The 22010-nt window shown below is 61.9% G+C and carries 25 protein-coding genes; 9 read left to right on the top strand and 16 right to left on the bottom strand.

What is annotated here, in order from left to right; all coding sequences use genetic code 11:
* Positions 1-31: 31 nt before the first annotated feature.
* Positions 32-886 (top strand): xanthine dehydrogenase accessory protein XdhC, encoded by an 855-nt coding sequence (gene xdhC, locus ACQY1L_RS04090; protein WP_430242938.1) that lies wholly within the window; start codon positions 32-34, stop codon positions 884-886.
* A gap of 8 nt (positions 887-894) precedes the next feature.
* On the opposite strand, the gene ACQY1L_RS04085 is transcribed toward xdhC, so the two are convergent.
* Positions 895-1119: a hypothetical protein gene (locus ACQY1L_RS04085; RefSeq protein WP_430242936.1), complete on the bottom strand. Its 225-nt coding sequence runs from the start codon at positions 1117-1119 to the stop codon at positions 895-897.
* A 116-nt stretch (positions 1120-1235) separates the two neighbouring features.
* Here ACQY1L_RS04085 and ACQY1L_RS04080 point away from each other — a divergent pair, with 116 nt between their 5' ends.
* Positions 1236-2132: a LysR substrate-binding domain-containing protein gene (locus ACQY1L_RS04080; protein ID WP_430261966.1), complete on the top strand. Its 897-nt coding sequence runs from the start codon at positions 1236-1238 to the stop codon at positions 2130-2132.
* Positions 2133-2145: 13 nt separating this feature from the next.
* Here ACQY1L_RS04080 and ACQY1L_RS04075 read toward each other — a convergent pair whose 3' ends face one another.
* The 3 genes from ACQY1L_RS04075 to ACQY1L_RS04065 form a co-directional block, all read right to left on the bottom strand.
* Positions 2146-2454 carry a hypothetical protein gene (locus tag ACQY1L_RS04075; RefSeq protein ID WP_180215472.1) on the bottom strand — a complete coding sequence of 103 codons (309 nt, stop codon included), beginning with the start codon at positions 2452-2454 and terminating at the stop codon, positions 2146-2148.
* A gap of 257 nt (positions 2455-2711) precedes the next feature.
* Positions 2712-3095 carry a response regulator gene (locus tag ACQY1L_RS04070; protein WP_192086208.1) on the bottom strand — a complete coding sequence of 128 codons (384 nt, stop codon included), beginning with the start codon at positions 3093-3095 and terminating at the stop codon, positions 2712-2714.
* Positions 3096-5102, bottom strand: coding sequence for a GAF domain-containing protein (locus ACQY1L_RS04065; RefSeq protein ID WP_430261964.1), 2007 nt, complete (start codon positions 5100-5102; stop codon positions 3096-3098).
* Between the two features lie 179 nt (positions 5103-5281).
* On the opposite strand from ACQY1L_RS04065, the gene ACQY1L_RS04060 reads away from it, so the two are divergent.
* The gene (locus ACQY1L_RS04060) at positions 5282-6235 is read left to right on the top strand and encodes a sensor domain-containing diguanylate cyclase (RefSeq protein ID WP_082476268.1); all 954 of its coding nucleotides are present in this window, start codon (positions 5282-5284) and stop codon (positions 6233-6235) included.
* Positions 6236-6240: 5 nt separating this feature from the next.
* Here ACQY1L_RS04060 and ACQY1L_RS04055 read toward each other — a convergent pair whose 3' ends face one another.
* A complete protein-coding gene (locus ACQY1L_RS04055; RefSeq protein WP_113166803.1) occupies positions 6241-6669 on the bottom strand; it encodes a GFA family protein in 429 nt (142 codons plus the stop codon).
* A gap of 183 nt (positions 6670-6852) precedes the next feature.
* Between ACQY1L_RS04055 and puuD the strand changes: the two genes are divergently transcribed.
* The 4 genes from puuD to ACQY1L_RS04035 all read left to right on the top strand — a co-directional run bounded on the left by puuD (position 6853) and on the right by ACQY1L_RS04035 (position 13066).
* Positions 6853-8094: a urate hydroxylase PuuD gene (puuD, locus tag ACQY1L_RS04050; protein WP_430242928.1), complete on the top strand. Its 1242-nt coding sequence runs from the start codon at positions 6853-6855 to the stop codon at positions 8092-8094.
* A gap of 8 nt (positions 8095-8102) precedes the next feature.
* Positions 8103-9446, top strand: a complete 1344-nt coding sequence (guaD, locus tag ACQY1L_RS04045; protein WP_430242926.1) for a guanine deaminase — start codon at positions 8103-8105, stop codon at positions 9444-9446.
* A 315-nt stretch (positions 9447-9761) separates the two neighbouring features.
* Positions 9762-11732: a methyl-accepting chemotaxis protein gene (locus tag ACQY1L_RS04040; protein WP_430242924.1), complete on the top strand. Its 1971-nt coding sequence runs from the start codon at positions 9762-9764 to the stop codon at positions 11730-11732.
* 188 nt (positions 11733-11920) lie between these two features.
* Positions 11921-13066: an alpha-hydroxy acid oxidase gene (locus ACQY1L_RS04035; RefSeq protein WP_430242922.1), complete on the top strand. Its 1146-nt coding sequence runs from the start codon at positions 11921-11923 to the stop codon at positions 13064-13066.
* A gap of 15 nt (positions 13067-13081) precedes the next feature.
* Here the strand turns inward: ACQY1L_RS04035 and ACQY1L_RS04030 are convergent, their stop codons facing one another.
* Positions 13082-13498, bottom strand: coding sequence for a response regulator (locus ACQY1L_RS04030; protein ID WP_062455479.1), 417 nt, complete (start codon positions 13496-13498; stop codon positions 13082-13084).
* A gap of 200 nt (positions 13499-13698) precedes the next feature.
* On the opposite strand from ACQY1L_RS04030, the gene ACQY1L_RS04025 reads away from it, so the two are divergent.
* Positions 13699-14460: an SDR family NAD(P)-dependent oxidoreductase gene (locus ACQY1L_RS04025; RefSeq protein ID WP_430242920.1), complete on the top strand. Its 762-nt coding sequence runs from the start codon at positions 13699-13701 to the stop codon at positions 14458-14460.
* Between the two features lie 31 nt (positions 14461-14491).
* Here the strand turns inward: ACQY1L_RS04025 and ACQY1L_RS04020 are convergent, their stop codons facing one another.
* The 10 genes from ACQY1L_RS04020 to ACQY1L_RS03975 all read right to left on the bottom strand — a co-directional run bounded on the left by ACQY1L_RS04020 (position 14492) and on the right by ACQY1L_RS03975 (position 21263).
* Positions 14492-15277: a hypothetical protein gene (locus ACQY1L_RS04020; protein WP_430242917.1), complete on the bottom strand. Its 786-nt coding sequence runs from the start codon at positions 15275-15277 to the stop codon at positions 14492-14494.
* A gap of 122 nt (positions 15278-15399) precedes the next feature.
* The gene (locus ACQY1L_RS04015; RefSeq protein WP_430242914.1) at positions 15400-16146 is read right to left on the bottom strand and encodes a metallophosphoesterase family protein; all 747 of its coding nucleotides are present in this window, start codon (positions 16144-16146) and stop codon (positions 15400-15402) included.
* On the bottom strand, positions 16146-16502 hold the full coding sequence (uraH, locus tag ACQY1L_RS04010; protein ID WP_430261962.1) for a hydroxyisourate hydrolase: 357 nt from the start codon (positions 16500-16502) through the stop codon (positions 16146-16148). The genes ACQY1L_RS04015 and uraH overlap by 1 nt, the downstream gene beginning before the upstream one ends.
* Positions 16499-17005 carry an ureidoglycolate lyase gene (locus tag ACQY1L_RS04005; RefSeq protein ID WP_430242910.1) on the bottom strand — a complete coding sequence of 169 codons (507 nt, stop codon included), beginning with the start codon at positions 17003-17005 and terminating at the stop codon, positions 16499-16501. The genes uraH and ACQY1L_RS04005 overlap by 4 nt, the downstream gene beginning before the upstream one ends.
* 1 nt (position 17006) lies before the next feature.
* Positions 17007-17333, bottom strand: coding sequence for a HepT-like ribonuclease domain-containing protein (locus tag ACQY1L_RS04000; RefSeq protein ID WP_430242908.1), 327 nt, complete (start codon positions 17331-17333; stop codon positions 17007-17009).
* 32 nt (positions 17334-17365) lie between these two features.
* A complete protein-coding gene (locus ACQY1L_RS03995; RefSeq protein WP_192086197.1) occupies positions 17366-17656 on the bottom strand; it encodes a nucleotidyltransferase family protein in 291 nt (96 codons plus the stop codon).
* A 62-nt stretch (positions 17657-17718) separates the two neighbouring features.
* Positions 17719-18216, bottom strand: coding sequence for a 2-oxo-4-hydroxy-4-carboxy-5-ureidoimidazoline decarboxylase (gene uraD, locus ACQY1L_RS03990; protein ID WP_430242905.1), 498 nt, complete (start codon positions 18214-18216; stop codon positions 17719-17721).
* Positions 18213-19169, bottom strand: a complete 957-nt coding sequence (gene puuE / locus ACQY1L_RS03985; RefSeq protein WP_430242903.1) for an allantoinase PuuE — start codon at positions 19167-19169, stop codon at positions 18213-18215. Before puuE ends, uraD begins: the two co-directional genes overlap by 4 nt.
* A 71-nt stretch (positions 19170-19240) precedes the next feature.
* Complete coding sequence (locus ACQY1L_RS03980) at positions 19241-19948, bottom strand: DUF1045 domain-containing protein (protein ID WP_430242900.1); 708 nt, start codon at positions 19946-19948, stop codon at positions 19241-19243.
* Between the two features lie 112 nt (positions 19949-20060).
* Positions 20061-21263 carry an NAD(P)/FAD-dependent oxidoreductase gene (locus tag ACQY1L_RS03975; RefSeq protein ID WP_184653681.1) on the bottom strand — a complete coding sequence of 401 codons (1203 nt, stop codon included), beginning with the start codon at positions 21261-21263 and terminating at the stop codon, positions 20061-20063.
* Between ACQY1L_RS03975 and mnmD the strand changes: the two genes are divergently transcribed.
* The gene (gene mnmD, locus ACQY1L_RS03970; RefSeq protein ID WP_430242897.1) at positions 21262-22002 is read left to right on the top strand and encodes a tRNA (5-methylaminomethyl-2-thiouridine)(34)-methyltransferase MnmD; all 741 of its coding nucleotides are present in this window, start codon (positions 21262-21264) and stop codon (positions 22000-22002) included. The two genes, ACQY1L_RS03975 and mnmD, sit on opposite strands and share 2 nt — an antisense overlap.
* Positions 22003-22010: the final 8 nt, after the last annotated feature.

Here is a 22010-nt window from a genome sequence, read left to right as displayed (position 1 = left end):
GAGCGATGCTGCAGCCGCATGAGCCCCAACCATGACCCTGCCGCTTGCCGCGTTTCTCGCCGCCAACCCCGCATCGGTCCTCGTCGCGATCGCTGAGGCGAAGGGCTCGACTCCGCGTGAGCAAGGTACGTTCATGCTGGTGAGCAGCACGGCGATCTGGGGCACGATCGGCGGCGGCCAGTTCGAATATATGGCGATCGACAATGCGCGTGCCATCCTGGCAGGCTCGGGCGCAGCGGTGATGGATATTCCGCTGGGGCCTGAGATCGGCCAGTGCTGCGGCGGTCGCACGAAACTCGTGTTTACTGTCGTGACGCCTGAAGTCGCTACGGATCTGCAAACCCGTATCCGCTTCGAAGAGGACACGCGCCCCGAAATCTACCTGTTCGGCTGCGGCCATGTGGGTCTGGCGCTGGCACGCGCTCTCGCGCCCCTGCCCTTTGCCGTGACCGTCATCGAGACACGCGCCGAGGCGCTGGAGGGACTGCCGCTAGAAGTGTCCGCAAGGCTGATTGCCATGCCGGAAGCGCATGTGGCGGAGATTGCGCCGGGTGGCGCGGCTGTCATCCTCACCCACGACCATGCGCTGGACTTCCTCATCGCCGAACGGGCGCTTTTGCGGGGAAACCTCGCCTATGTCGGCATGATCGGCTCTGCCACCAAGCGCGCCACATTTTCGAACTGGCTGCAGCGGCAGACGGAGGATCGTGACGCGAGTGCGGCAATGATGGCCCGGCTGACGCTACCGGTCGGCAATGTCTTGGCTGACGGCAGCGTCAAGGACAAGCGCCCGGCGGTGATCGCAGCGCTGGTCGCCGCCGAACTGTTGCACCGCGTCCCGGCCCGGCATCCGGTCGAAAGTGTCTCGGCGCGTTCTTCGGTCTGACACGCGGCTCACGGAAAGCGCTGGTAGCGATCCACCTCGGCCCACGCCTCCGAACGGAACCGACGCTTGACGGTGCTGGGCGTGATCCTCTCGTCGAGCAGACCGAAGGCCCGCAGTTCGTCCTCGCTGACATTCTCCACGTCGCACTGCTGGCGGGCGCCCGAGATCATCGAGGTCAAGAACCGCCCGCTTGATTTCAGGCGCAGAAATGCAGCGCGCAAACCACTGAACATGGCCGCTTCTCCCTTGTAGAGTCATCATTGATTTGATGTTTGTGCTTGGAAGATGCGCGCAAAAATGCTCCGTTTCCAATGGAACATCCGTCTGGATGGATGAAGAGGGCTTATCCATGAAAATGTCGAGGAACTTTCCGCTGAACGCCCTTCGCGTCTTCGAAGCGGCAGCGCGGCACCTAAGTTTCACCAGGGCCGGCGAAGAGCTGGGCATGACGCAGACGGCCGTGAGCTATCAGATCAAGCTTCTCGAGGAGACTTTGGGCGACCAGCTTTTCCTCCGCCGGCCGCGACAGGTGACATTGACGGCGGCAGGCGAGCGGCTGGCACCAAAAATATCGGAAGCGTTCGGCATCATGGACGAGGCTGTGGCGGGAACGAAGGAACTGTCAGAGAGCACGCTGGTCATCCACACGACCGCGACATTCGCATACCGGTGGCTCGCCCCTCATCTCGGCACATTCCAGATGCAGAACCCCGACATCGCGGTACGGCTCGAAACCTCGCAGACCGTGGTGGACTTCACTCGGACCGAAGCCGACGTGGCGATCCGCAGCGGCACCGGCCGCTGGCCGGGACTGACCTCGCATTTCCTGATGAAGAGCGATTTTACGCCGATGCTGAGCCCGGTGCTGGCCGAAACGATCGGCGGCGTTCGCGAGCCGGCCGATATCCTGAAGTTGCGGATCATCGACGCGGGCGATGTCTGGTGGCGGCTGTGGCTTGAAGCGGCCGGCATTCCCGATGCGGATCTCGGGGGACGACCGAACAGTCGTTTCGGGGCACAGGCTTTCGAGGCGGCGGCCGCGATCGCCGGACAGGGCGTGGCGATTCTGAAGCCCGAATTCTACGCCGACGACGTTGCGCTCGGACGACTGATCCAGCCGTTCGAACTCAGGGCCTCGGACGGCAACGACTATTGGTTCGCCTATCAGGAGACGCGGCGGCATTCGAAGAAAATCCGCGCCTTCCGTGATTTCATGCGCCTCATGATGCCGAGTTTCCGAGACTGATCATGCTGGTCGTTCAAAAGCCCATGTCGGGTGCGTAGAAACAACGCAACGTGTCTTCCGTCGGATAGAGACAGATGTGATATTCGGAATCGGTGCTGCGACGGGCCGCGCTCTGCGGCAGCTGGAAATCATGGGTGCGGGTGACCAGACGGTGGTCACCGGGCTTCAGGATGATTTCGTAACCGCCGCTTGTGATCCTGACATTCCTGGTCGGGATCCTCTGGCAGTCGCCGGTATGATTGTTGCCGTTGCAGCAGTAGGAATCGTACTTGAAGCCGCTCACGGCCTCGTGCGCCCGCCCCTGAGCAGTGGGAATGCTCAACGTGGATACACCGGATACAAACGCAATCACCGCGCCCGTTGGAAGGCACCGCCTGCTCGGCGTCATGTCACTACGCATAAGCCTGTTCTCCGTTGATGAATGTCATCTCCGGCGACGCGCTCAACGCAATACCCGGCACCGCCGGAGGACTTGCAAAGCTTACAATACGCGAGTCGGCTGGTGCCGCTAAACAAAATAGTGCGGCGCACAACTTGCGTATTAGATTTTTCTTAAAGAAACGCCAGTTACGCAGGCATTCAGAGGTGCGAGACCATCCGGTGCAGCTGAGCGGCGATCTTGGCGGCATCGTAGGGCTTGCTGTAGAACACGCTGCGGGCCGGCATATCGTCCTTGCCGAGCTTCACATGGCCGGACACGATGATGATCTCGATCGGCGGCCAGCGGTCGCGCACCATGGCGGCCAGCCGCATTCCGTTCATGCTGCCCGGCATATCGATGTCGGTAAAGACGATGCGGATATCCTTACGGTCCTGGAGAATTTCGACTGCCTGATCGGCACTTCGAGCCTCGACGGCTTCGAAACCGGCTTCTTCTACGAGGTCCGTCGCCATCATCAAGAGCAGCGGTTCGTCCTCAACTACGAGTACGACGTGCCTTGAAGGCGGGGTAAGTGATCCCATTCAGATATCTGCCTGCTGGAGCTGAGGGAGAGACGCGTGCATCTGGGCGACGAAGCCCGATGGTTCATAACGAACGTTAACGCCGCCTGTTCCGGCCAGTCCCATACGAATAAGTTTCGATCCAAACCCATTGGCCTGCGGTTCGGCAACCCGGGGCCCGCCGCTTTCCTGCCAGCTGAAGTTGAACGACGAAAGATCGCCCTCGCCTTCCACGTGCCAATTGATGGCAACGCGGCCTGTCGTGTTGGAGAGACTGCCATACTTGATCGCGTTGGTGGCGAGCTCGTGCAGCACGAGCGACAGCGACAGCGTACCCTTGGGTCCAAGCATGATCGGATCGCCGACGATGTCGATCCGCTCGCGCACGGAGAGACGGTCGAGCGTCTTTTCAACGACGTTGGAAACGGGGGCACTGCTCCAGTTACGCTCGAGAAGGATTTCGTGCGCGGTGCTCAGCGCATGCAGGCGACGCTCGAAAGCGTCCACGTGGTTGCGCTCCTTGACCGGACGCAGGGTCTGGGAGGCGATGGCCTGCACCATGGCAAGCGTGTTTTTCAGACGGTGCCCGAGCTCACGCTGCAAAACCATCTGTTCGGCCTCGGCATGCACGCGGGCAATCGCTGCCTGGATGCGATCGCCAAAGCTGCGCAAGAAAGCCAGTTCTTCGGTGCTCCACGCATAGGGATGTGTGTGATGGGCGAACACGACCAGATTGAAACGCCCCTGATCCATGATCGACACATTGACGAGGACGCGGATATCGAGATCCAGCAGTGCCTGCGCATTGTCGCGGGTTCTCGGGTCCTGCGTGACATCGGGGATGACGACGGGGTTGCCAAGCCTCAGATCGTTGATGAACGAGCCGTAATCACGGAAGTGATGCCGGCCGGAAAGAGACACGACACCGGGCGCCGTCCATTCCGGCTGCATCAGCACCGTCTCGTCAGCAAGGTTGACGATGCCGAAACCGGCGCGGGTGGCATCCAGTGCCTTGGCCATCAGGTCGGCCGCCGCCATCGCCATGGACTCTGTGTCGGTCAGATGATTGAGACGGTCGCCAAGATCGAGCAGAGCCTGGACGCGGGCAGCCGCCCGCTTGATGACTGTGACGTCCTTCACCGCACCGATCATCTTGATCGGCCGTCCGCTCTCGTCGTGAACGAAACTGGCGGTGCGCGAAATCCAGCGGATTCCGACATCCGTGTTGATGCGATACTCGACGTCGAGCGAATCCGTAGCTTCCCGACGGCCGAGGTCGCTCGACTGCAAGCCCCGGTCGCTCTCCACGACCATTCCCTCAAACAGGGAGGACGGATAGATCGGTGCGACGGGCAGATGGAAGATGCGGCAAAAGGCCGGCGACGTCTTGGCCTGACCGGTCTCGATATCCACTTCGAACGTGCCGACGCCGCCAGCCTCCTGGGCAGCCAGCGTCTCGTTTGCAGCGGCCCGCATATGCGATGTCAGGCTCTTCTGACGGCGAAACAGATCGTCCTTGCGCTGCGACAGCCGGCGCGCTTCAAACAGCGCAATCACCTGGCCTGCAAGCGCGCGCAGTCCTTCGCGCTGTTCGTTGTCGAGGCCGTGCGGCCGCGGCACACTGTCGATGACGCAGAGGCTGCCGATGGTGATATTGTCGGGCGTGATCAGCGGTGCGCCTGCGTAAAAGCGGATGAATGGCTCGCCGGTCACCAGCGTGTTGTCGCGCGTGCGCGGATCGTCCTTGAGATCGGGAATGATCAGAAGATCGGAACTGGCGAGCGCATGGCGGCAGACCGACTGGGAGAGCGGCGTTTCAGACGGGCTGAACCCGACACGCGCCTTGAACCACTGGCGTTCCGCATCGACAAGACTGATCAGCGCCACCGGCGCCTTGCAAAGCGCGGTGGCGATCTGGACGATCCCGTCGAACTCCGGTTCAGACGGAGAATCCATGATGTCGTAGGCTTCGAGGGCCTCGAGACGATCGAGAAGGGCGGCGTGTTCGTCGAGATCGGCGATGAGCAAGGGAAACTCTGAAAATTGCAATTGACGCTAAGATAGGGCGCAAAAATGATTTGTCACCACTGCACGGTCACTGCTGCTGCTCAACCGCGTATACCGCGGGTTGAAACAAATTGCCTAACCGATCATTCATAAGTAACAGCTAAGAAATACGCAGACAGAGACTCACATTCTGGGACATCATGGCCTTGAACGACGACGCGACGCTGCGGCAGATGGCCGGGCTGATGGAAGTTGCAGGCGTCCTGATCGCGGTGTTCGATCAGGACGACAGGCTACGTTTCGCCAATCGTGCGTTCCGGGACGCCTGGTGCCTCGACGAGACCGATAGTCCGCTCTGGTCGGAGATGATGCGCCGCAATTTCCTGTCAGCGCGCGGCACGGTCATCAAGGCGACGGATTTCGAGACATGGCTGCGCTCCACCCTTTCGCGGCGCGGCAAGACCGGCTTTCGCGCCTACGAAACCGACCTTCACGACGGCCGCTGGCTCTGGATGACGGAAACCATGCAGCCGAACGGCTGGATGCTGTGCGTTGCAAGTGACATCACCTCGATGCGCCCCGACGAAAGAACGCTCCGGCAGGACCGCGACGACGCGATCAGGGTCTCCCAGATCGACGAACTGACCGGCATTCCAAGCCGGCGGTTCGCGATGGCAAAGATCGACGATCTGTTGCGCTCGCAAGGTGGGGCGCCATCGCAGCCGGCCGGATGCCTGGCCGTGCTCGACATCGACAATTTCAAATATATCAACGACCGTTTCGGCCATTCGGTCGGCGATGCGGTGCTGAAGGACTTTGCCAAGACACTGCACAGCCATGTGCGAAAGACCGACGTACTCGGCCGTGTCGGCGGCGAGGAATTCGTGCTGATCCTGCCCAATGCATCACCGGAAAACGCGCTGACGATCGTCGGCAAGATGCTGGAGGCGGTGCGTCACTCGCGGCCCGTCGCGGAACAGCAGAGCTTCCGCTACACGTTTTCTGCAGGCATCGCGTCCGGCGACAGCGGCGATAGCGCCGCAGACCTCTACCGGCGCGCCGACTTGGCCCTTTATGCCGCCAAGATGCGGGGCCGCAACCAGGTCTGCCTCGATCCGGAAACACGCCTGGGACGGATTACTGCCGCTGTCTGACAGCCTCAGGATGTCGAGTATCTGAGGACACCTGCAATCCCCGAATTTGGATCGGCACCCGTATCGGCCGGATGACGGACGCCGTCCATGACCGTCACTTCGGGGAAATCGAACGGACTGACACCTTCGATGCAGGCGACATTGATGCCGAACTGCTCCGGATTTGAGCGCCGCTGGTGATGGGTATAGATGCCGCAGGTCTTGCAGAAATAGTGTTTCGCAGTCCCCGTATTGAACTGATAGAGCGTCAGGCTGTCCTCACCCTCAAGGATAGTGAGATCGCTCAGCAGCGCAGAGGCAACGACGGCTCCCCGCATGCGGCAAAACGAGCAGTCACAGCGCCGGATCGTGTTGAACCCATCCGACAACTTGACCCGCAAGCGCACCGCGCCGCAGTGGCACGAGGCATGATGGGGTTCTGCGGTTTCGCTCATGGGTAGCTCCTCGATCCTGATACGCCCGAAAGCTAGTCCGGATGGACGGGCACGGCAACCTCGCCCGCTCCCCTCATTGCCATATGATCTGTATCGGAATGACGGTGGCGTCCGCCCCTCTTCCCTCTCCGCGATTTTTTCCCCAAAGTGCGCTGCAGGGGAACTGAATCGGGAACACACGGAATGTACGAATACGCGATCGCCTGGGAATGGCTGAGCTTTGCAGCGCGCTGGTTTCACGTCATCACTGCGATCGCCTGGATCGGCTCGTCCTTCTACTTCATCGCGCTTGATCTTGGGCTGGTGAAGCGGGCACATCTTCCCGTCGGCGCCTATGGCGAGGAATGGCAGGTGCATGGCGGCGGGTTCTATCACATCCAGAAATACCTGGTGGCGCCGGCGCAGATGCCGGAGCACCTGACCTGGTTCAAGTGGGAAAGCTACGCCACCTGGCTCTCCGGCTTCGTGATGCTGTGCATCGTCTATTATGGCGGCGCAGACCTGTTCCTGATCGACCGCACGGTGATGGACCTGTCATCCCTGCAGGCGATCGGCCTTTCGCTGGCGTCACTCGGTATCGGCTGGGTCATCTATGACCAGCTGTGCAAATCGCCTGTCGGTAAGAACACCTGGGCGCTGATGGGCATTCTCTATGTGGTTCTGGTCGCGATGGCCTGGGGCTACACGCAGATCTTTTCCGGCCGCGCCGCCTTCCTGCATCTCGGCGCCTTCACCGCCACGATCATGTCTGCCAACGTCTTCATGATCATCATGCCGAACCAGCGCATCGTCGTCGCCGACCTGATCGCCGGGCGCACGCCCGATCCGAAATACGGCGCGATTGCCAAGCAGCGTTCCCTGCACAACAACTACCTGACTCTGCCCGTCATCTTCTTCATGCTGTCGAACCATTATCCGCTGGCGTTTGCCACCCATTTCAACTGGGTGATCGCGGCGCTGATCTTCCTGATGGGCGTGACGATCCGCCACTGGTTCAACACCACCCATGCCCGCAAGGGCAAGCCGACCTGGACCTGGCTGGTGACAGTGCTCCTGTTCATCACCATCATGTGGCTTTCGACGGTGCCAAAAGTGCTGACCGGCGAGACACAGATATCGAAAGCATCGGCCATGACGCCGATCCAGCAGACATTCGCATCCGACACCCATTTCGTCGCGGCACGCAATGTCGTTCAGGGGCGCTGTTCGATGTGCCATGCGGCGGAACCGGTTTGGGAGGGCATCACCTTCACGCCGAAATCGGTGAAGCTGGAAACCGATGCGGAGATTGCCGCCCACGCCCGCGAGATCTATATCCAGGCCGGCCGGAGCCACGCCATGCCGCCAGGCAACGTGTCCGCCATCACCCTCGAGGAGCGCCGTCTTCTCGTTGCGTGGTATGAAAGTGCAATAGCGTCGAAATAGAGTTTTAGATGACCGATTCCCTGATCCGCGGCCGCCTCCTGTCGTTCAAGCGCGCCCCCCTCGCGATGACCGACACCGACAGCTATCTGTACGAGCACGACGGCGCCCTGCTGGTCTCCGGCGGCCGGATCACCGCAACCGGCGACTACGCGCAGGTCAAGGCGCAGGCGACGGCCGACGTCGAAGAGATCGATCACCGGCCGCACCTCATTCTGCCGGGCCTGATCGATACCCATGTGCATTTTCCGCAGATGCAGGTGATCGCGTCCTATGCCGGCAACCTTCTGGAATGGCTCAACACCTACACATTCCCCGAGGAATGCCGCTTCGTCGAGAGCGATCACGCGACGCGCATCGCCACGCATTTCTACGACGAGTTCCTGCGCCACGGCACGACGACGGCGGTTGCCTATTGCTCCGTCCACAAGACTTCCGCCGACGCGTTTTTCGCCGAGGCGATGAAGCGCAACATGTGCATGGTCGGCGGCAAGGTGATGATGGATCGCAATGCGCCGCAGGGCCTGCTCGATACCGCCGAGATGGGCTATGACGAAACCAGAGCCGTGATTGCCGAATGGCACGGAAAGGGCCGCAACCACGTCGCCATCACGCCGCGCTTTGCCATCACCTCGACGCCGGGCCAGATGAAGGCGGCGGAAGCGTTGGCGCAGGAATTCCCCGACCTGTTCATCCAGACGCACCTCTCGGAAAACCACGACGAAATCAAGTATACTGCCGAGCTCTATCCGGAAGCGACGGACTATACCGACATCTATGCCCGCTACGGCCTGCTGGGGAAAAAGACGCTGCTTGGCCACGCCATCCATCTGTCCGAGCGCGAGGCAGATGCGCTGTCGGAAGCCGGCAGCATCGCCGTGCATTGCCCGACATCCAACCTCTTCCTCGGTTCCGGCCTGTTTCCGCTGAAAGCCTTGAGGAGGCGCGAAAAGCCCGTCCGTGTTTCCGTCGCGACCGATATCGGCGGCGGTTCCAGCTATTCGATGCTGAAGACCATGGACGAGGCCTACAAGATTCAGCAACTGCTGGGCGAACGTCTCAATCCGCTCGAAAGCTACTACCTGATGACCCGCGGCAATGCGGAGGCGCTGGGCATGGAGGCCGACATCGGCACGCTCGACATCGGATCGATGGCCGACCTCGTCATCCTCGACGCCGGATCGACACCCGCAATGCGGCTTCGGATGGAAACGGTGAAGACCCTGCCCGAAGAGCTGTTCCTGCTGCAGACCATGGGCGACGACCGCGCGGTGGTGGAAACCTATGTTGCGGGCAAGGCGATGAAGACGGGGCTGGGCGGCGATGAAGTGCAGACTGGTGCCGTGGAGGCCTGACGTCTCGACGTAGCCTGGCTGTCGGGACAGGATACCCCATCCCTCCGGGCGCCACCGGCGAACGAAACACCAAGTCTAGAATCCAGTCGTGATGCATTTTCACTGTAATATCAGCGCTTAATTATATTTAAACTATAACTTATTACGCCTGTCTGCGACAGAATATCCCCTGGCAGCCATGAAGGCAGAGCGCAGCTGTCATGCCACACAAGTTTGCCTGACCAATCGATCAGTTTGCATGCGCTCCAGCGATCCCGGCTGGCGCCAGCAACGCTGATGGAATGGAGGCTTCTCCGCTACTCCACGAGGGGTTCTATGTCGTTTTTGAAAAATGCGAGTATTCGCACCAAAATACTGTCTGTCCTTATCCCGCTCTGCGTCGTTGGCCTGGGCGCTACAAGCTTCGTTGCAAGCCGCTACAAGGCTGCCGATACCAGCTACTCCGATTTTATTTCGACAGACACCGTTGCGGCTGTGGAAATGGCCCGCGCCAACCGCAATCTTGCGGCGACGGGCTATGCCGCCTACCAGACCCTTGCCTATCCCAGGGGCAGCGAGGGGATGACGGCTGCCACTGCTTTCTACAAGGAAAGCAAAACCAACCTGATGGTGCGTCTCGAGCATATCCGTACACTCGTGCCAACCAGAGCGGCAGACCTCGACCCGCTCGTGACCCGCGTCAAGGCAGTCCTCACGCTGACTGACGAGGCTGTTGCCCTCGGTGAAAACGACCAGGACGAAATCGCCAAGGCAGCTCTTGTGAAGGTCGATCAGCAGGTTCTGCCGCTGGCGAAGGACCTCGCGGCATTCCTCGAGCGGTTGAGCGCAGATGTGAATACCAAGAGCAACGCGATCACCGACGAAACGAACTCGACGATCTTCAACGCACTGCTCGTTCTCGCAGTCGTGTTTTCGGCCGGTATCGTCGGAGCGCTCCTCGTCTCCGCCAAGGGCATCACCAAGCCGATTGCCAACCTGCGCGAACGCATGGCGTCATTGGCACGGGGTGAAACAGAGGCACCGATCGAAGGTCAGGATCGCCGCGACGAGCTTGGCGCCATGGCGGCAGCCGTTGCCGTGTTCCGCGACAACGCGCTGGAGCGCATCCGCCTCGAACGCGAAGCCGATGCCAACCGGAGCCTGTCCGATCGCGAACGCATCGAACGCGACGCGCAAAAGGCAAAGGACGCCGCTGACACCCAGTTCGCGGTGGACCAGCTTGCCGGCGGACTGGCAAAGCTTGCGCAGGGTGATGTCGCCTACCGCCTCGACACGCCGTTCGTCGCGCATCTTGATGCACTGCGCAACAACTTCAACGATTCGGTTGCCAACCTTCAGGAAACCCTGCAGGCCGTCGGCAACAATGCCCGCGGCATCGACGGCGGCGCCAATGAGATCCGTGCGGCCGCCGACGATCTGTCCAAGCGCACCGAACAGCAGGCTGCATCGGTCGAAGAAACCGCAGCCGCCTTGGAGCAGATCACCACCACGGTGAAGGATTCCAGCAAGCGCGCCGAAGAAGTCGGCAACCTCGTCACCAAGGCCCGTGCCGGCGCCGAGCGTTCCGGCGCAGTCGTGCGCGATGCGGTCACCGCCATGCAGGGGATCGAAAAGTCCTCGGGCGAGATCTCCAGCATCATCGGCGTCATCGACGAAATCGCCTTCCAGACCAACCTTTTGGCCCTGAACGCCGGTGTCGAAGCCGCGCGCGCCGGTGAAGCGGGCAAGGGTTTCGCCGTCGTCGCACAGGAAGTCCGCGAACTCGCACAGCGCTCTGCCAAGGCCGCCAAGGAGATCAAGGAACTGATCACCGCATCAAGCGAGCATGTCCGCTCCGGCGTCCACCTGGTCGGCGAGACCGGCAAGGCGCTGGAAGTCATCGTCGCCGAAGTTCAGGAGATCAACCGCCACGTCAACGCGATCGTCGACTCCGCGCGCGAACAGGCGGTCGGGCTGCAGGAGATCAACACGGCGGTCAACACGATGGACCAGGGCACCCAGCAGAACGCCGCCATGGTGGAAGAATCGACTGCGGCCAGCCACTCGCTTGCCAAGGAAGCAGCCTCGCTGAACGACCTCCTGTCACGCTTCAACCTCGGCCAGGCCGAAAACCGGTCCGCATCGAACGGTCGTCGCGGCCATGCTCCGTCGGCTCCGATGGCCGTATCGCCGGCCTCGCGCCAGACACCATCGCCGGCACGAGCACTCGGCAACCGCATCGCTTCAGCCTTCGGCGGCGGTTCGTCATCGGCCGCGGCGCAGGCCCAGTCTTGGGAAGAATTCTGAGGCCCAGCCACAAAACCCGGCCACAGATTGAGTAAACTACGACGGGCGGCCATGGCCGCCCGTTTTCCGTTGCGGCGCGGCACCTGCGGTGCGGTTGAGAAAACTGCTCCCCCAAACCGACGTTTCCGCTGGCAAGGTCGCCCGGATATGGTAGTTGTCGGACAACCATCGAGGAGGAAGTTTTGCGCATGTCCAAGCCGCTGACCATTGCCGATCTGAAGACCATGGCTCGCCGTCGTGTGCCCAAGATGTTCTTCGATTATGCCGATAGCGGTGCCTGGACCGAAGGCACATACCGTGCCAACGAGGAAGACTTTTCCAGGATCAAGCTGCGCCAGCGGGTGCTTGTCGACATGACCAACCGGTCGCTGGCAACGACGATGGTGGGACAGGCAGCGGCGATGCCCGTGGCACTCGCGCCAACCGGAATGACCGGCATGCAGCATGCCGATGGTGAGATGCTGGCGGCGCAGGCGGCCGAAGAATTCGGCGTTCCCTTCACGCTGTCCACCATGAGCATCTGCTCGATCGAGGATGTGCGCTCGGTCACCACCAAGCCATTCTGGTTCCAGCTCTATGTGCTCAAAGACCGTGGCTTTATCGAACGGCTGATCGGCCGCGCCAAGCAGGCCGGCTGCTCGGCGCTGGTCGTCACCGCCGATCTGCAGATCCTCGGCCAGCGCCACAAGGACATCAGAAACGGCCTGTCGGCGCCGCCGAAGTGGACGCTCAACAGCGCGCTGCAACTGGCGACCAGGCCGCAATGGTGCCTGGAAATGCTGCGCACCAAGCGTCGCGGTTTTGGCAATATCGTGGGGCATGCGAGCAACGTTTCGGACCTGTCGTCGCTCGGTGCCTGGACCGCCGAACAGTTCGACCCGCGCCTGTCCTGGGACGATATCCGCTGGATCAAGGATCTGTGGGGCGGCAAGCTGATCATCAAGGGCATTCTCGACGAGGAAGACGCACGCGCCGCAGCCGATACCGGCGCCGATGCGATCATTGTCTCCAACCACGGCGGCCGCCAGCTGGATGGCGCCCCCTCTTCGATCAGCATGCTGCCGAAGATTGTCGATGCCGTCGGCGACCGCATCGAGGTGCATTTCGACGGCGGGATCCGCTCCGGTCAGGATGTGCTCAAAGCCGTGGCGCTCGGAGCCAAGGGCACCTATATCGGCCGGCCCTTCCTCTATGGCCTCGGCGCAATGGGCAAGCCGGGCGTCACCGCAGCGCTCGAAATCATCCGCAAGGAAATGGACATCTCGATGGCCTTGTGCGGGAAGCGCGACATCGAAACCTGCGGCCGCGACATCATCGCCGATATGAGGTTCTGATTTCTTCTTCTGAGCCTAGGCCCACAGTCTGCCGCAGGGCCAGGCCTGGGACGACCGGGTCGATGCCTGGGCAATCCGTGCCGCAAGCATGTCGAGCATTTTCGGCAGGTCATAGGGTTTGGGAATGAACGCGCAGCCGGGTTGAAGCTCGGCTTCGCACAGGACATGACCGCCTGACGTGACGATTACGGCGGTATCCCGGTAGCAGCTGCAGATCAGCTTCATCAGGTCGAAACCGTCGAGGGCGCCGGGCATGTCGATATCGGTAATGACCGCGTCAACGGTTCGGGACTGCCCTAGGACGGCCACCGCCTCGAGCACGTTCGATGCCTCGAGAACCGTATAGCCGGCATCCTCCAAAGTGTCTGCCAGATGCAGCCGGATTAGGGGCTCATCTTCTACGACAAGCACGGTACGCTGATACAAAGCCATGTTCGCCTCCGATGTAGTTCGCTCCCTCAACGCCTGCCATCTGATTTCGATGTGTCCCGTCCGTCAGTCTTTGCTAACAATATTAATAAAATGCGAACAATCGCATATTCGCCGCGTCTGCCGGTGGAACCGCGCCCCGTTCCTGCCCGTTCGAAGCCTTGGAGGATGGCCCTAACAGCATCGCTTACAAGGAGAATTTCATGCAGCGCTTCAGCGAAAAAGTCGTCATCGTCACGGGCGCGGGATCGGGCATCGGCAAGGCGACCGCAGAACGGTTTCTGGATGAGGGCGCCTTCGTCGTGATCGCCGGCCGCACCCCCGAAAAGCTCGAGGCGGTTGCCGCGCCCTACCCCGAGGACCGCGTTCTCGTGCAGGCCTGCGACATGGCGGACGAGGACCAAGTGAACGATCTGGTCGAGGCCGCGGTCAAGACGTTCGGTCGCGTGGACACTCTCGTCAACAATGCAGGTGTAGCGGTGCAGGGCGATGTGTCATCGCTCTCGACCAGCGACTGGCGCAAGGTGATGGCGACCGATCTCGACGGCGTGTTCTTTGCCAGCCGGGCGGCAATCCCGCATTTGAAGACGACCAGAGGCTCGATCGTCAACGTCGCGTCTGTTTCCGGCACCGGTGGCGACTGGGGCATGGCGGCCTACAATGCCGCCAAGGGTGGTGTCGTCAATCTCACACGTGCAATGGCGCTGGATCACGGCAAGGACGGCATTCGCGTCAACGCGGTCTGCCCGAGCCTGACGCGCAGCGGCATGACGGACAGCATCATGGACAATCAGGAACGGCTGGCTGAGTTCAACGCGCGCTTTGCGCTGGAAGGTCCCTGCGAGCCGGCCGATGTCGCCGCTGTGATCGCGTTTCTGGCGAGCGACGATGCGCGCTTTGTGACGGGCGTCAACCTGCCGGTCGATGGTGGAATCTCTGCCTCCAACGGCCAGCCTTCGAAGTAAGGCGGAGGCCACGGCGAAAAGCGGCTGAGGCTCAGGAGCACCAGCCGGACTTGCCGGCGCCCGGGCGTTTCGCCAATCCCTCGTTGACGAGGATATCGGCGAGCGAGCGGCCGTTGCGGGTGACTTCGCGCAACTGGTGACCATCGACCGCCGCATCGTTGCCGCGCCAGCTCATCAGGTCGAACGGACCGGAATCGAGGAACGCGCGGACCCGCAGCTTGGCATCGCTTGCCTTGATCCGCTCGGCCTCGCAGCGGGGCTTGGCGATATTGGGAACTTCGACGCCGACCAGCCGGATCTTCTGACCATGGAGGACGAAGCGGTCGGCGGACACGACGCAGTCGTCCTGCTTGGCGGTGCCGCAGAGAAAGAACTTTGCCTCATAGGCGCCGGCGAGCTTCTCGCCCACTCTCGGCGCCCCCGGCTGAGTCGCCGACTGTGCGGCAACCGCGTCCAGTCCCGGCTTGCCGATCGGCGCCGGCGGAATGATTGCGGCCGTCTGGCTCTGGTCTATCGCAGCGGCCGGCCGCGGCGTGACCGGGCGATGCAGGGGCGCAGCGGCGACGACCGGTTTCGGCGGCACTGGATGATCGTCGCGCTGGGTGGGCCGTGATGCCGTCTGAACCGGCTTCGTGGTGGTGAGACCGGTCACGAACCGGCGCGCGGCAGTCGAATGATCGTAGAGCGCGATCGAGCCGCCGACCACGACAAGGGCTGCCCCCCAGAGCCAGAGCGAACCGCCCGAACGCGAGGAAGAGCGTTTGGTCCCGGCGCTGCGCTTGCGTTTCGCAGCCGGTTTTGCGCGTGATTGAGCCATCGAATCATCCCCTGTCTCGTCGCAGGGGAGTATCTGGAAGAAGCCTTGCGGAATGGTTTCCGTCGGAATTTTAGCGGTGGATGAAGACTGGAATGGAATGCCGATCCGGAACCGGCAGCCCCTCACACCCTGCCGGTCGCCAATGCGCTTGCCCAGTCGGGACGGTCGTTTTTCGCGGCAAGCCGGGACATTGCCATGTGGTCGTAGGCCACGGTGCGCAGTGTCGGCACGAAGCCTTTATCGGTCTTTTCGATCACCGCGTAGGACGCCAGTGCATGGCCTGTTTCGACCTTGTGATAGACGGGGGCATCGTCGTCATAGGCGGGCTGGCCGACGCTGCCGGGATTGACGATCAGCCGGCCATCCGAAAGCTGCACGATCCGGGCGACATGGCTGTGGCCGCAAAGGATCAGCGATTGCGCGATGCCTTCGGCCAGCGCTTCGATCTCGGCTTGCGGCCGTAGCGTCACGTGGCCGTCCGAGGACACCGTTTCGAGCCAGTAGAGATTGTCGTTCTCAGGCGTCGCGTGGCAGAGGTAAACATCGTCGCGCCAGACCTTGGTGAATGGCAGTTTGCGCAGCCATTCGAAATGCCGCGATGCCAGCTGCCCGTGCGCGTGCCGATCCGAGGCCGCCAAGGAGTCGGGTGGCGTTTCCAGGAGGTAGCGATCGTGGTTGCCGCGCACGGTCTGCGCTGCGGCCTCATCGAGAAGCAGCAGCAGGTCACCGGTCCGGTCCGCCTCCAGCGGGCCGCTGAAACAATCGCCGAGATTGACGATGTCGCGGATGCCGAGGCTGGCGATATCGTCAAGCACCGCCTGGAGTGCGGCGCAGTTTCCGTGAATATCGGCGATCGCTGCAAAGCGCATCAGCTTCCCCTGTAGGTGGAATAGCCATAGGGCGAGATCAGCAGCGGCACATGGTAATGGGCCGAGACATCGGACATGCCGAAGCGGATCGGGATGACGTCGAGAAATGCCGGCTCGGTCAGCGAGACACCGCGGGCACGCAGATAATCGCCGGCATGGAAGACGAGCTCGTAGGTTCCGACAATGAAGGTGTCGCCGGATAGGATCGGCCCGCCATTGATGCGGCCATCGGTATTGGTCGTGACCGTCATCAATTTTTCGCGGGCGTCGCCGTCAATGCGGTAGAGGTCGACGACGAGCCCGGAGGCAGGCGCACCGCTCGCGGTATCGAGCACATGGGTGGTGAGGCCGGTCATAGGCTGGGCTCCGTGATGCGATAGGGTGTTTCGAAGACGAATTCCTCGAGATTGGCGGCCGTGTTGTCGCGATCGACGACGAGAAACTCGCTGATCTCACCTAGCGCCATCAGCGGATGATGCCAGGTGTTGGCGAAATAATTAACGCCCTGATGCGGCTGCGCCAGAAAGATCTTGGGGCGCCCCGGCCGACCGTCCTCGTCGTCGGAAACGCCCACCAGAAACGGCCGCCCCGAGAGCGGCATGAAACTCTGGCTGCCGAACGGATGCCGCTCCATCATCCCCACCTCGTGGGGAAAACTCCGCGGCTGGCCGCGAAAAATGTTGAAGATCAGCCGCTCGGCCGGCCCGACCACAACTGGTGAGGCAAGCCCGTGATAGCGCTCCGTCGTGCCGTTGTTGATCAGCCGCATCGTCGCCGGATCGGCCTCGATCACATCGCCATAGGCTGCGAAGGCGGCTTTGGTGAGCGGGAGGATGCGGAGGGTTTCATGGTCGGTCAAATCATTCGCCTTGGGCATGGAAGTTGCGCAGAGATTGGAGTTGGTCGAGAAGGTCGGGAAGATCGATCGTCACCGTGCGCCACACCGTATCGACGTCGATATCGAAATACTGATGCGCTACCCGATTGCGCATTGCCCTGATATCCTGCCACGGCACCTCCGGGTGAGCGGCGGCGAATTCGGGAAACCTGTCCATGATTTTCGTCACGCATTCGCCGATCGCAGCGATGTTGGCGATTACCGCATCCTGCGTCCGCTGGTCCGCTCCGAATGATACGCGGTCCGCACCGTCGACATAGGTAATAGCGCGTGATCCCGCGACAGACATCCGCTCTAGGTAGACCTCCAGCCGACCGCCCGTCATATGGCAAGCGCTTCGGAAACGATCCGCTCGCGTAAATTGGGCGGAAAGTCTCCGGGCACCTTGATATCGACGGGAACGCCGAGTGCTTCTTCGAGCTCCCATTGCAGCCCGCCAAGGGTGAAAAGCGATGTATCCGGCGACGGGTCGACCAGAATATCCAGATCGCTTCCGGCATGATCCTCGCCCCGCAGGACGGAACCGTAGACGCGCGCGTTGAAGACCTGCCGACGGGCGACAATCTCCCGGATCACTCCCCTGTTCTTCTCCAGCGCTTCCGACGGTCTCATGTGGCCACCACTCGTTATCCATCCAATATAGGCCACAAGCGACGGCGAAGAAAGCAACCCCCTCACGTCTCCGGCAAAAGGGCCAGCAACCGCAGATGCGCGATCCTTTCCACCTGGGCGCAGGCGGTCGCAAATTCCTGATCAGCGTCGTTGCCGACGCGGGTCTCGAAAGCGGCCAGGATGTCGTCCCTTGTCAGGCCCTTGACGGCGATGATGAAGGGGAAGCCGAATTTAGCGACATAGGCGGCGTTGAGTTCGGTGAAGCGTGCGTGCTCATCAGGGGTCAGACGATCGAGCCCGGCGCCGGCCTGTTCGTTCTTGCTCTCTTGCGTCAATCCGCCGGCGATCGCGAGTTTTCCGGCGAGATCCGGATGGGCGTTGAGGATGCCGAGCTTCTCCTGCCGGTCCGCGGCGCGAAAGACTGCGACCATCGCTTCATGCACGCCCTTGGCGGTCAGCGGCACGAAGATCATGCCGCCGTCATAGGCGCGCTCGGCGATAAAGGGCGAATGTTCGAACACGCCGCCGAACGTCGCGACGAAATCGTTGCGGGCGGTCATCGTGCAGCCACCGTGCTGGTTGCAGACACATCTGACGGCGCGTGGTGGGCGTGCCAGTGGCGGGCGATCTCGATGCGTTGCGGCAGCCAGACCTTGTCGTGGGAGAGCACGTATTCCATGAACCGGCGCAGCGCCGCCACGCGGCCTGGGCGCCCGACGAGGCGGCAATGCAGGCCGACCGACAGCATCTTTGCCGCCCCCTCCTCGCCTTCCCGGTAAAGTGTGTCGAACGCATCCTTTAGATAGGTGAAGAACTGATCGCCGGTGTTGAAACCCTGCGGCGTGGCAAAGCGCATGTCGTTGGTTTCCAGCGTATAGGGGATGATCAGGAACGGCTTGCCATCCAACCCGGGAACCCAATAGGGCAGATCGTCGGCGTAGCTGTCGGACGAATAGAGGAAACCGCCCTCTTCCATGACGAGCTTCAGCGTGTTGTCGGATGGCTTGCCCTGATACATGCCGTAAGGACGCTCGCCGGTAAGCTCCGTATGCAGGCGCACCGCCTCAAGGATGTGTTCGCGTTCCCGCGCTTCGTCGAAATCCTTGTATTCCAGCCAGCGGTAACCGTGGCTGGCGATCTCCCAACCGGCTTCCTTCATGGCTGAGACAGCTTCGGGATTGCGGGCCATGGCAAGCGTCACGCCGTAGACGGTGGTCTGGACCTTGAGTTCGGTAAACAGCCGGTGCAGCCGCCAGAAACCGGCGCGCGAACCGTATTCGTAGATCGATTCCATGTTGAGATTGCGCTGGCCCGGCCAGGCGGCGGCGCCGACGATCTCTGACAACAGGTTTTCTGACGCCGGATCATCGTCGAGGATCGAGCTTTCGCCGCCCTCCTCGTAGTTGATCACGAACTGCACGGCGATATTGGCGCCGCCGGGCCATTTCGGATCGGGCGTGTGGCGGCCATAGCCGACGAGATCGCGGGGGTAGTCTTTCATGGTTATGGGCATGGTCCACCTCGATTATCTCTTGTGGAAGGTAGCCCAGCCTTTCCGCCGATGTCGAGACGGAACGTGATCGCTCAGGCGATCTTGCGGGCGGAAACGCGCCCCATCGGATGCAGCGAATGGACATGGAACGGCGCACCCGGCTCATTCTCGACGAACAGCGCGATGTTGGCGATTTCCAATGGACGCAGCAGATACGGGTTGAAATGGGCGCGCAAGGCCGTTTCGAAACGCGGCATCTCGGCCGGTGTCATCGGGCCCGTCAGCGTCATGTGAAAACGGTATTCTTCCATCACGTAAGGGTTGCCCCAGCGATAGAGATTGGAAAACTGCGGCGTCGAGAGATCGCCGGGATCGGCGCGTTCGAGTTCGCCTTCCGAGAGCGGCGCCCGAAACGCATCGAATTCCTGCACGACGGCGCAGGCGAGAAACCGCATTCGCTCGCAGGGAAGCGCCGGCACAAGCCCGAAATAATTGCCGAGCCGGGCCACTTCGAGAGGCGGCAGTTCGAACGGATCATGCGCGCCGGCAAAGCGCATCAGGTGGCGCAGCAGCATCTGTTCGGTGATCTCAGGCGCCAGCCGGAACGGCGCCTTCAGCGTGGCGTGAAAACCGCAGCGGCGCGGCAGCGCGGTATGATAGGCGATCTCATGCAAACCAAGGTTGCAGATCTCGGGCGGCTCCATCGCCTCGCCGGAATAGGCACTGCGGCCGAGCCATTGCGCCGCGGCAAGCGTCAGCGGATCATGCGCAGGTGGCGTAAAATAGAGTGCGTAGCGCATGCGTCACCTTTTCTGCCCCTGTTCGTTTATTCACGCATGCTCATCAATCCCACGAATTGGGTTACGCGATTTGCGTGACAGATTAAAGACGAGAAAGGGCCGAAACGCGCGTTTAACGCGTAGCAACCGCAAGATGATCCGAAAGTATAAAACTCTCGGGAAGAGAGTGCTCTTGGCCGATGACGAAACCGAGCGCAGCATCTGCAAGCCTGTGGGCGAGCCCGAAGCTGACCTTGAAGCCGCCGGTCAGCGCAATGACCCGCGGATGGTCGGGATGCGGACCGACCATCGGCTCCCGACCGATCGCCTTTGGCCGTAGCCCGGCCCACCGCTCCACGACTTCCGCATCGGAAATTGCCGGCACGAGCGCGCGGGCGCGGGCCACGAGATCGTCGAGCTTGGCATCGGTGGCAAACGGCGCGTCGAATTCCTCCTCGCTGGTGCTGCCGACCGCAACGTGGCCATCGTCATGGGCGATGACATAGAGGCCGTTGAGGAAGAGGATCGGCAGCGACGGATCGATATCGGCCTTCAACAGCGCCGCCTGCCCCTTCACCGGCTGTCCCAGCGGAACCGAGATGGATGGAGACAGGGGACCAAGCAGCGGAAACGACTGCGGACCGGCCGCAATCATGCAATGGCCAAAACCGATCGAGCGCCCATCGGCAAATTCGACGCGGTTTGCCACCGGGTCGATCCGCTCCGCCGGCAGTCCTTCGATCACGCTGACATGCCGGGCGTTGCCAAGGACGGCGGCGAGCGCTGCCATGAGATGGCGGGGGGAAACGCGGGCGGCAAACGTGTCGTGCACGATGCCGGCTTCGGTAAAGGCCGGATCCGGCCAACCTGCGAAGGGGGACGCATCGAGCACATGCCATTGGAACGGATCGCCGTCGTGCCGCCAGTTGACCTCCGCCTCCTGCTGATGGCGTAGGGCGATGGGTCGCAAGTGCGGTTTCGGCAGCGGGATCAGCCGACCGGAGCGGCGATAACCGCAGGACAGCCCGGTCTCGCCTTCGAGCCTAGAAACTTCGTCTTCGAGGGCGACCAGCGCATCGAACTGCGCCTGTTTCTTGTCGTTCCAGCGGTCGGGCACATGCGACATCAGCGCGCCCAGAATGCCGCCGCTGGCGCCCTGCCCCAACCGTCCGGCTTCAACGAGAAGTGTGCGGATGCCCAGCCGTTCCGCCTTGACCGCAGCCCAGAGGCCCATGATGCCGCCGCCGATGATCAGGAGATCGACATGATCGCCGGGGAGATGCGGCATCGCTGGCGATTGACCCCGGGGACCTCGAGGATTATCCGCATCTTCCATGAGCAATCACGATCCCGAAATTGTAAAAGACGACGCCACGCCTGAAGCCCCGGCGCTCGACTGGCATGACGGCGATATGCCGTATTCGACGGAATTTGGCGACCACTTTTATTGCCGCACCGATGGCCGCCTGGAATGCGGCCATGTGTTTCTGGCCGGAAACGGCCTGCCGGAGCGCTGGAACGAGATGTCGCCGACCGAAGACACGTTCCGCATCGGTGAGCTCGGTTTCGGCACCGGCCTCAATGCCTGCGAGACCTGGCGCCAGTGGGCGCTTTTCCGCAAACCCGGCACGCGGCTGCATTTCACATCGTTCGAGCTCTATCCAATGCAGCGCGACGAGATCGGGCGGGCACTGGCGCAGTGGCCGGAAATCGATGCGCAACGGCAGGCACTGACGCAAGCATGGCCGAATGAGCCGAGCGGCCGGATCATCATCGACCTCGACGATCAGACGACGCTGACGGTTGTCTGCGGCCCGGCGCTCGACGGCGTCACGGCTGCGGGAGACGAGTTCGACGCGTGGTTCCTCGATGGCTTTGCGCCGTCGCGCAATCCGGACATGTGGTCGCCGGAGCTGATGCAGGCGCTTTTTGACCGAACCCGCACCGGCGGCACGTTCGGAACCTATGCGGCAGCAGGCTTCGTCCGCCGCAATCTGGCGGCCGCGGGTTTCACTGTGGAACGCAAGCCTGGTTTTGCCGGCAAGCGCGAGATGTTGAGCGGACGCCGGGACTGAGGCTCCAA

The sequence above is a fragment of the Neorhizobium sp. DAR64862/K0K3 genome (genome assembly GCF_050500185.1).
Lineage (GTDB): Bacteria > Pseudomonadota > Alphaproteobacteria > Rhizobiales > Rhizobiaceae > Neorhizobium > Neorhizobium soli.
Note: the sequence above shows the minus strand (reverse complement) of the source record. Positions and strands in the feature narration are given on the sequence as shown.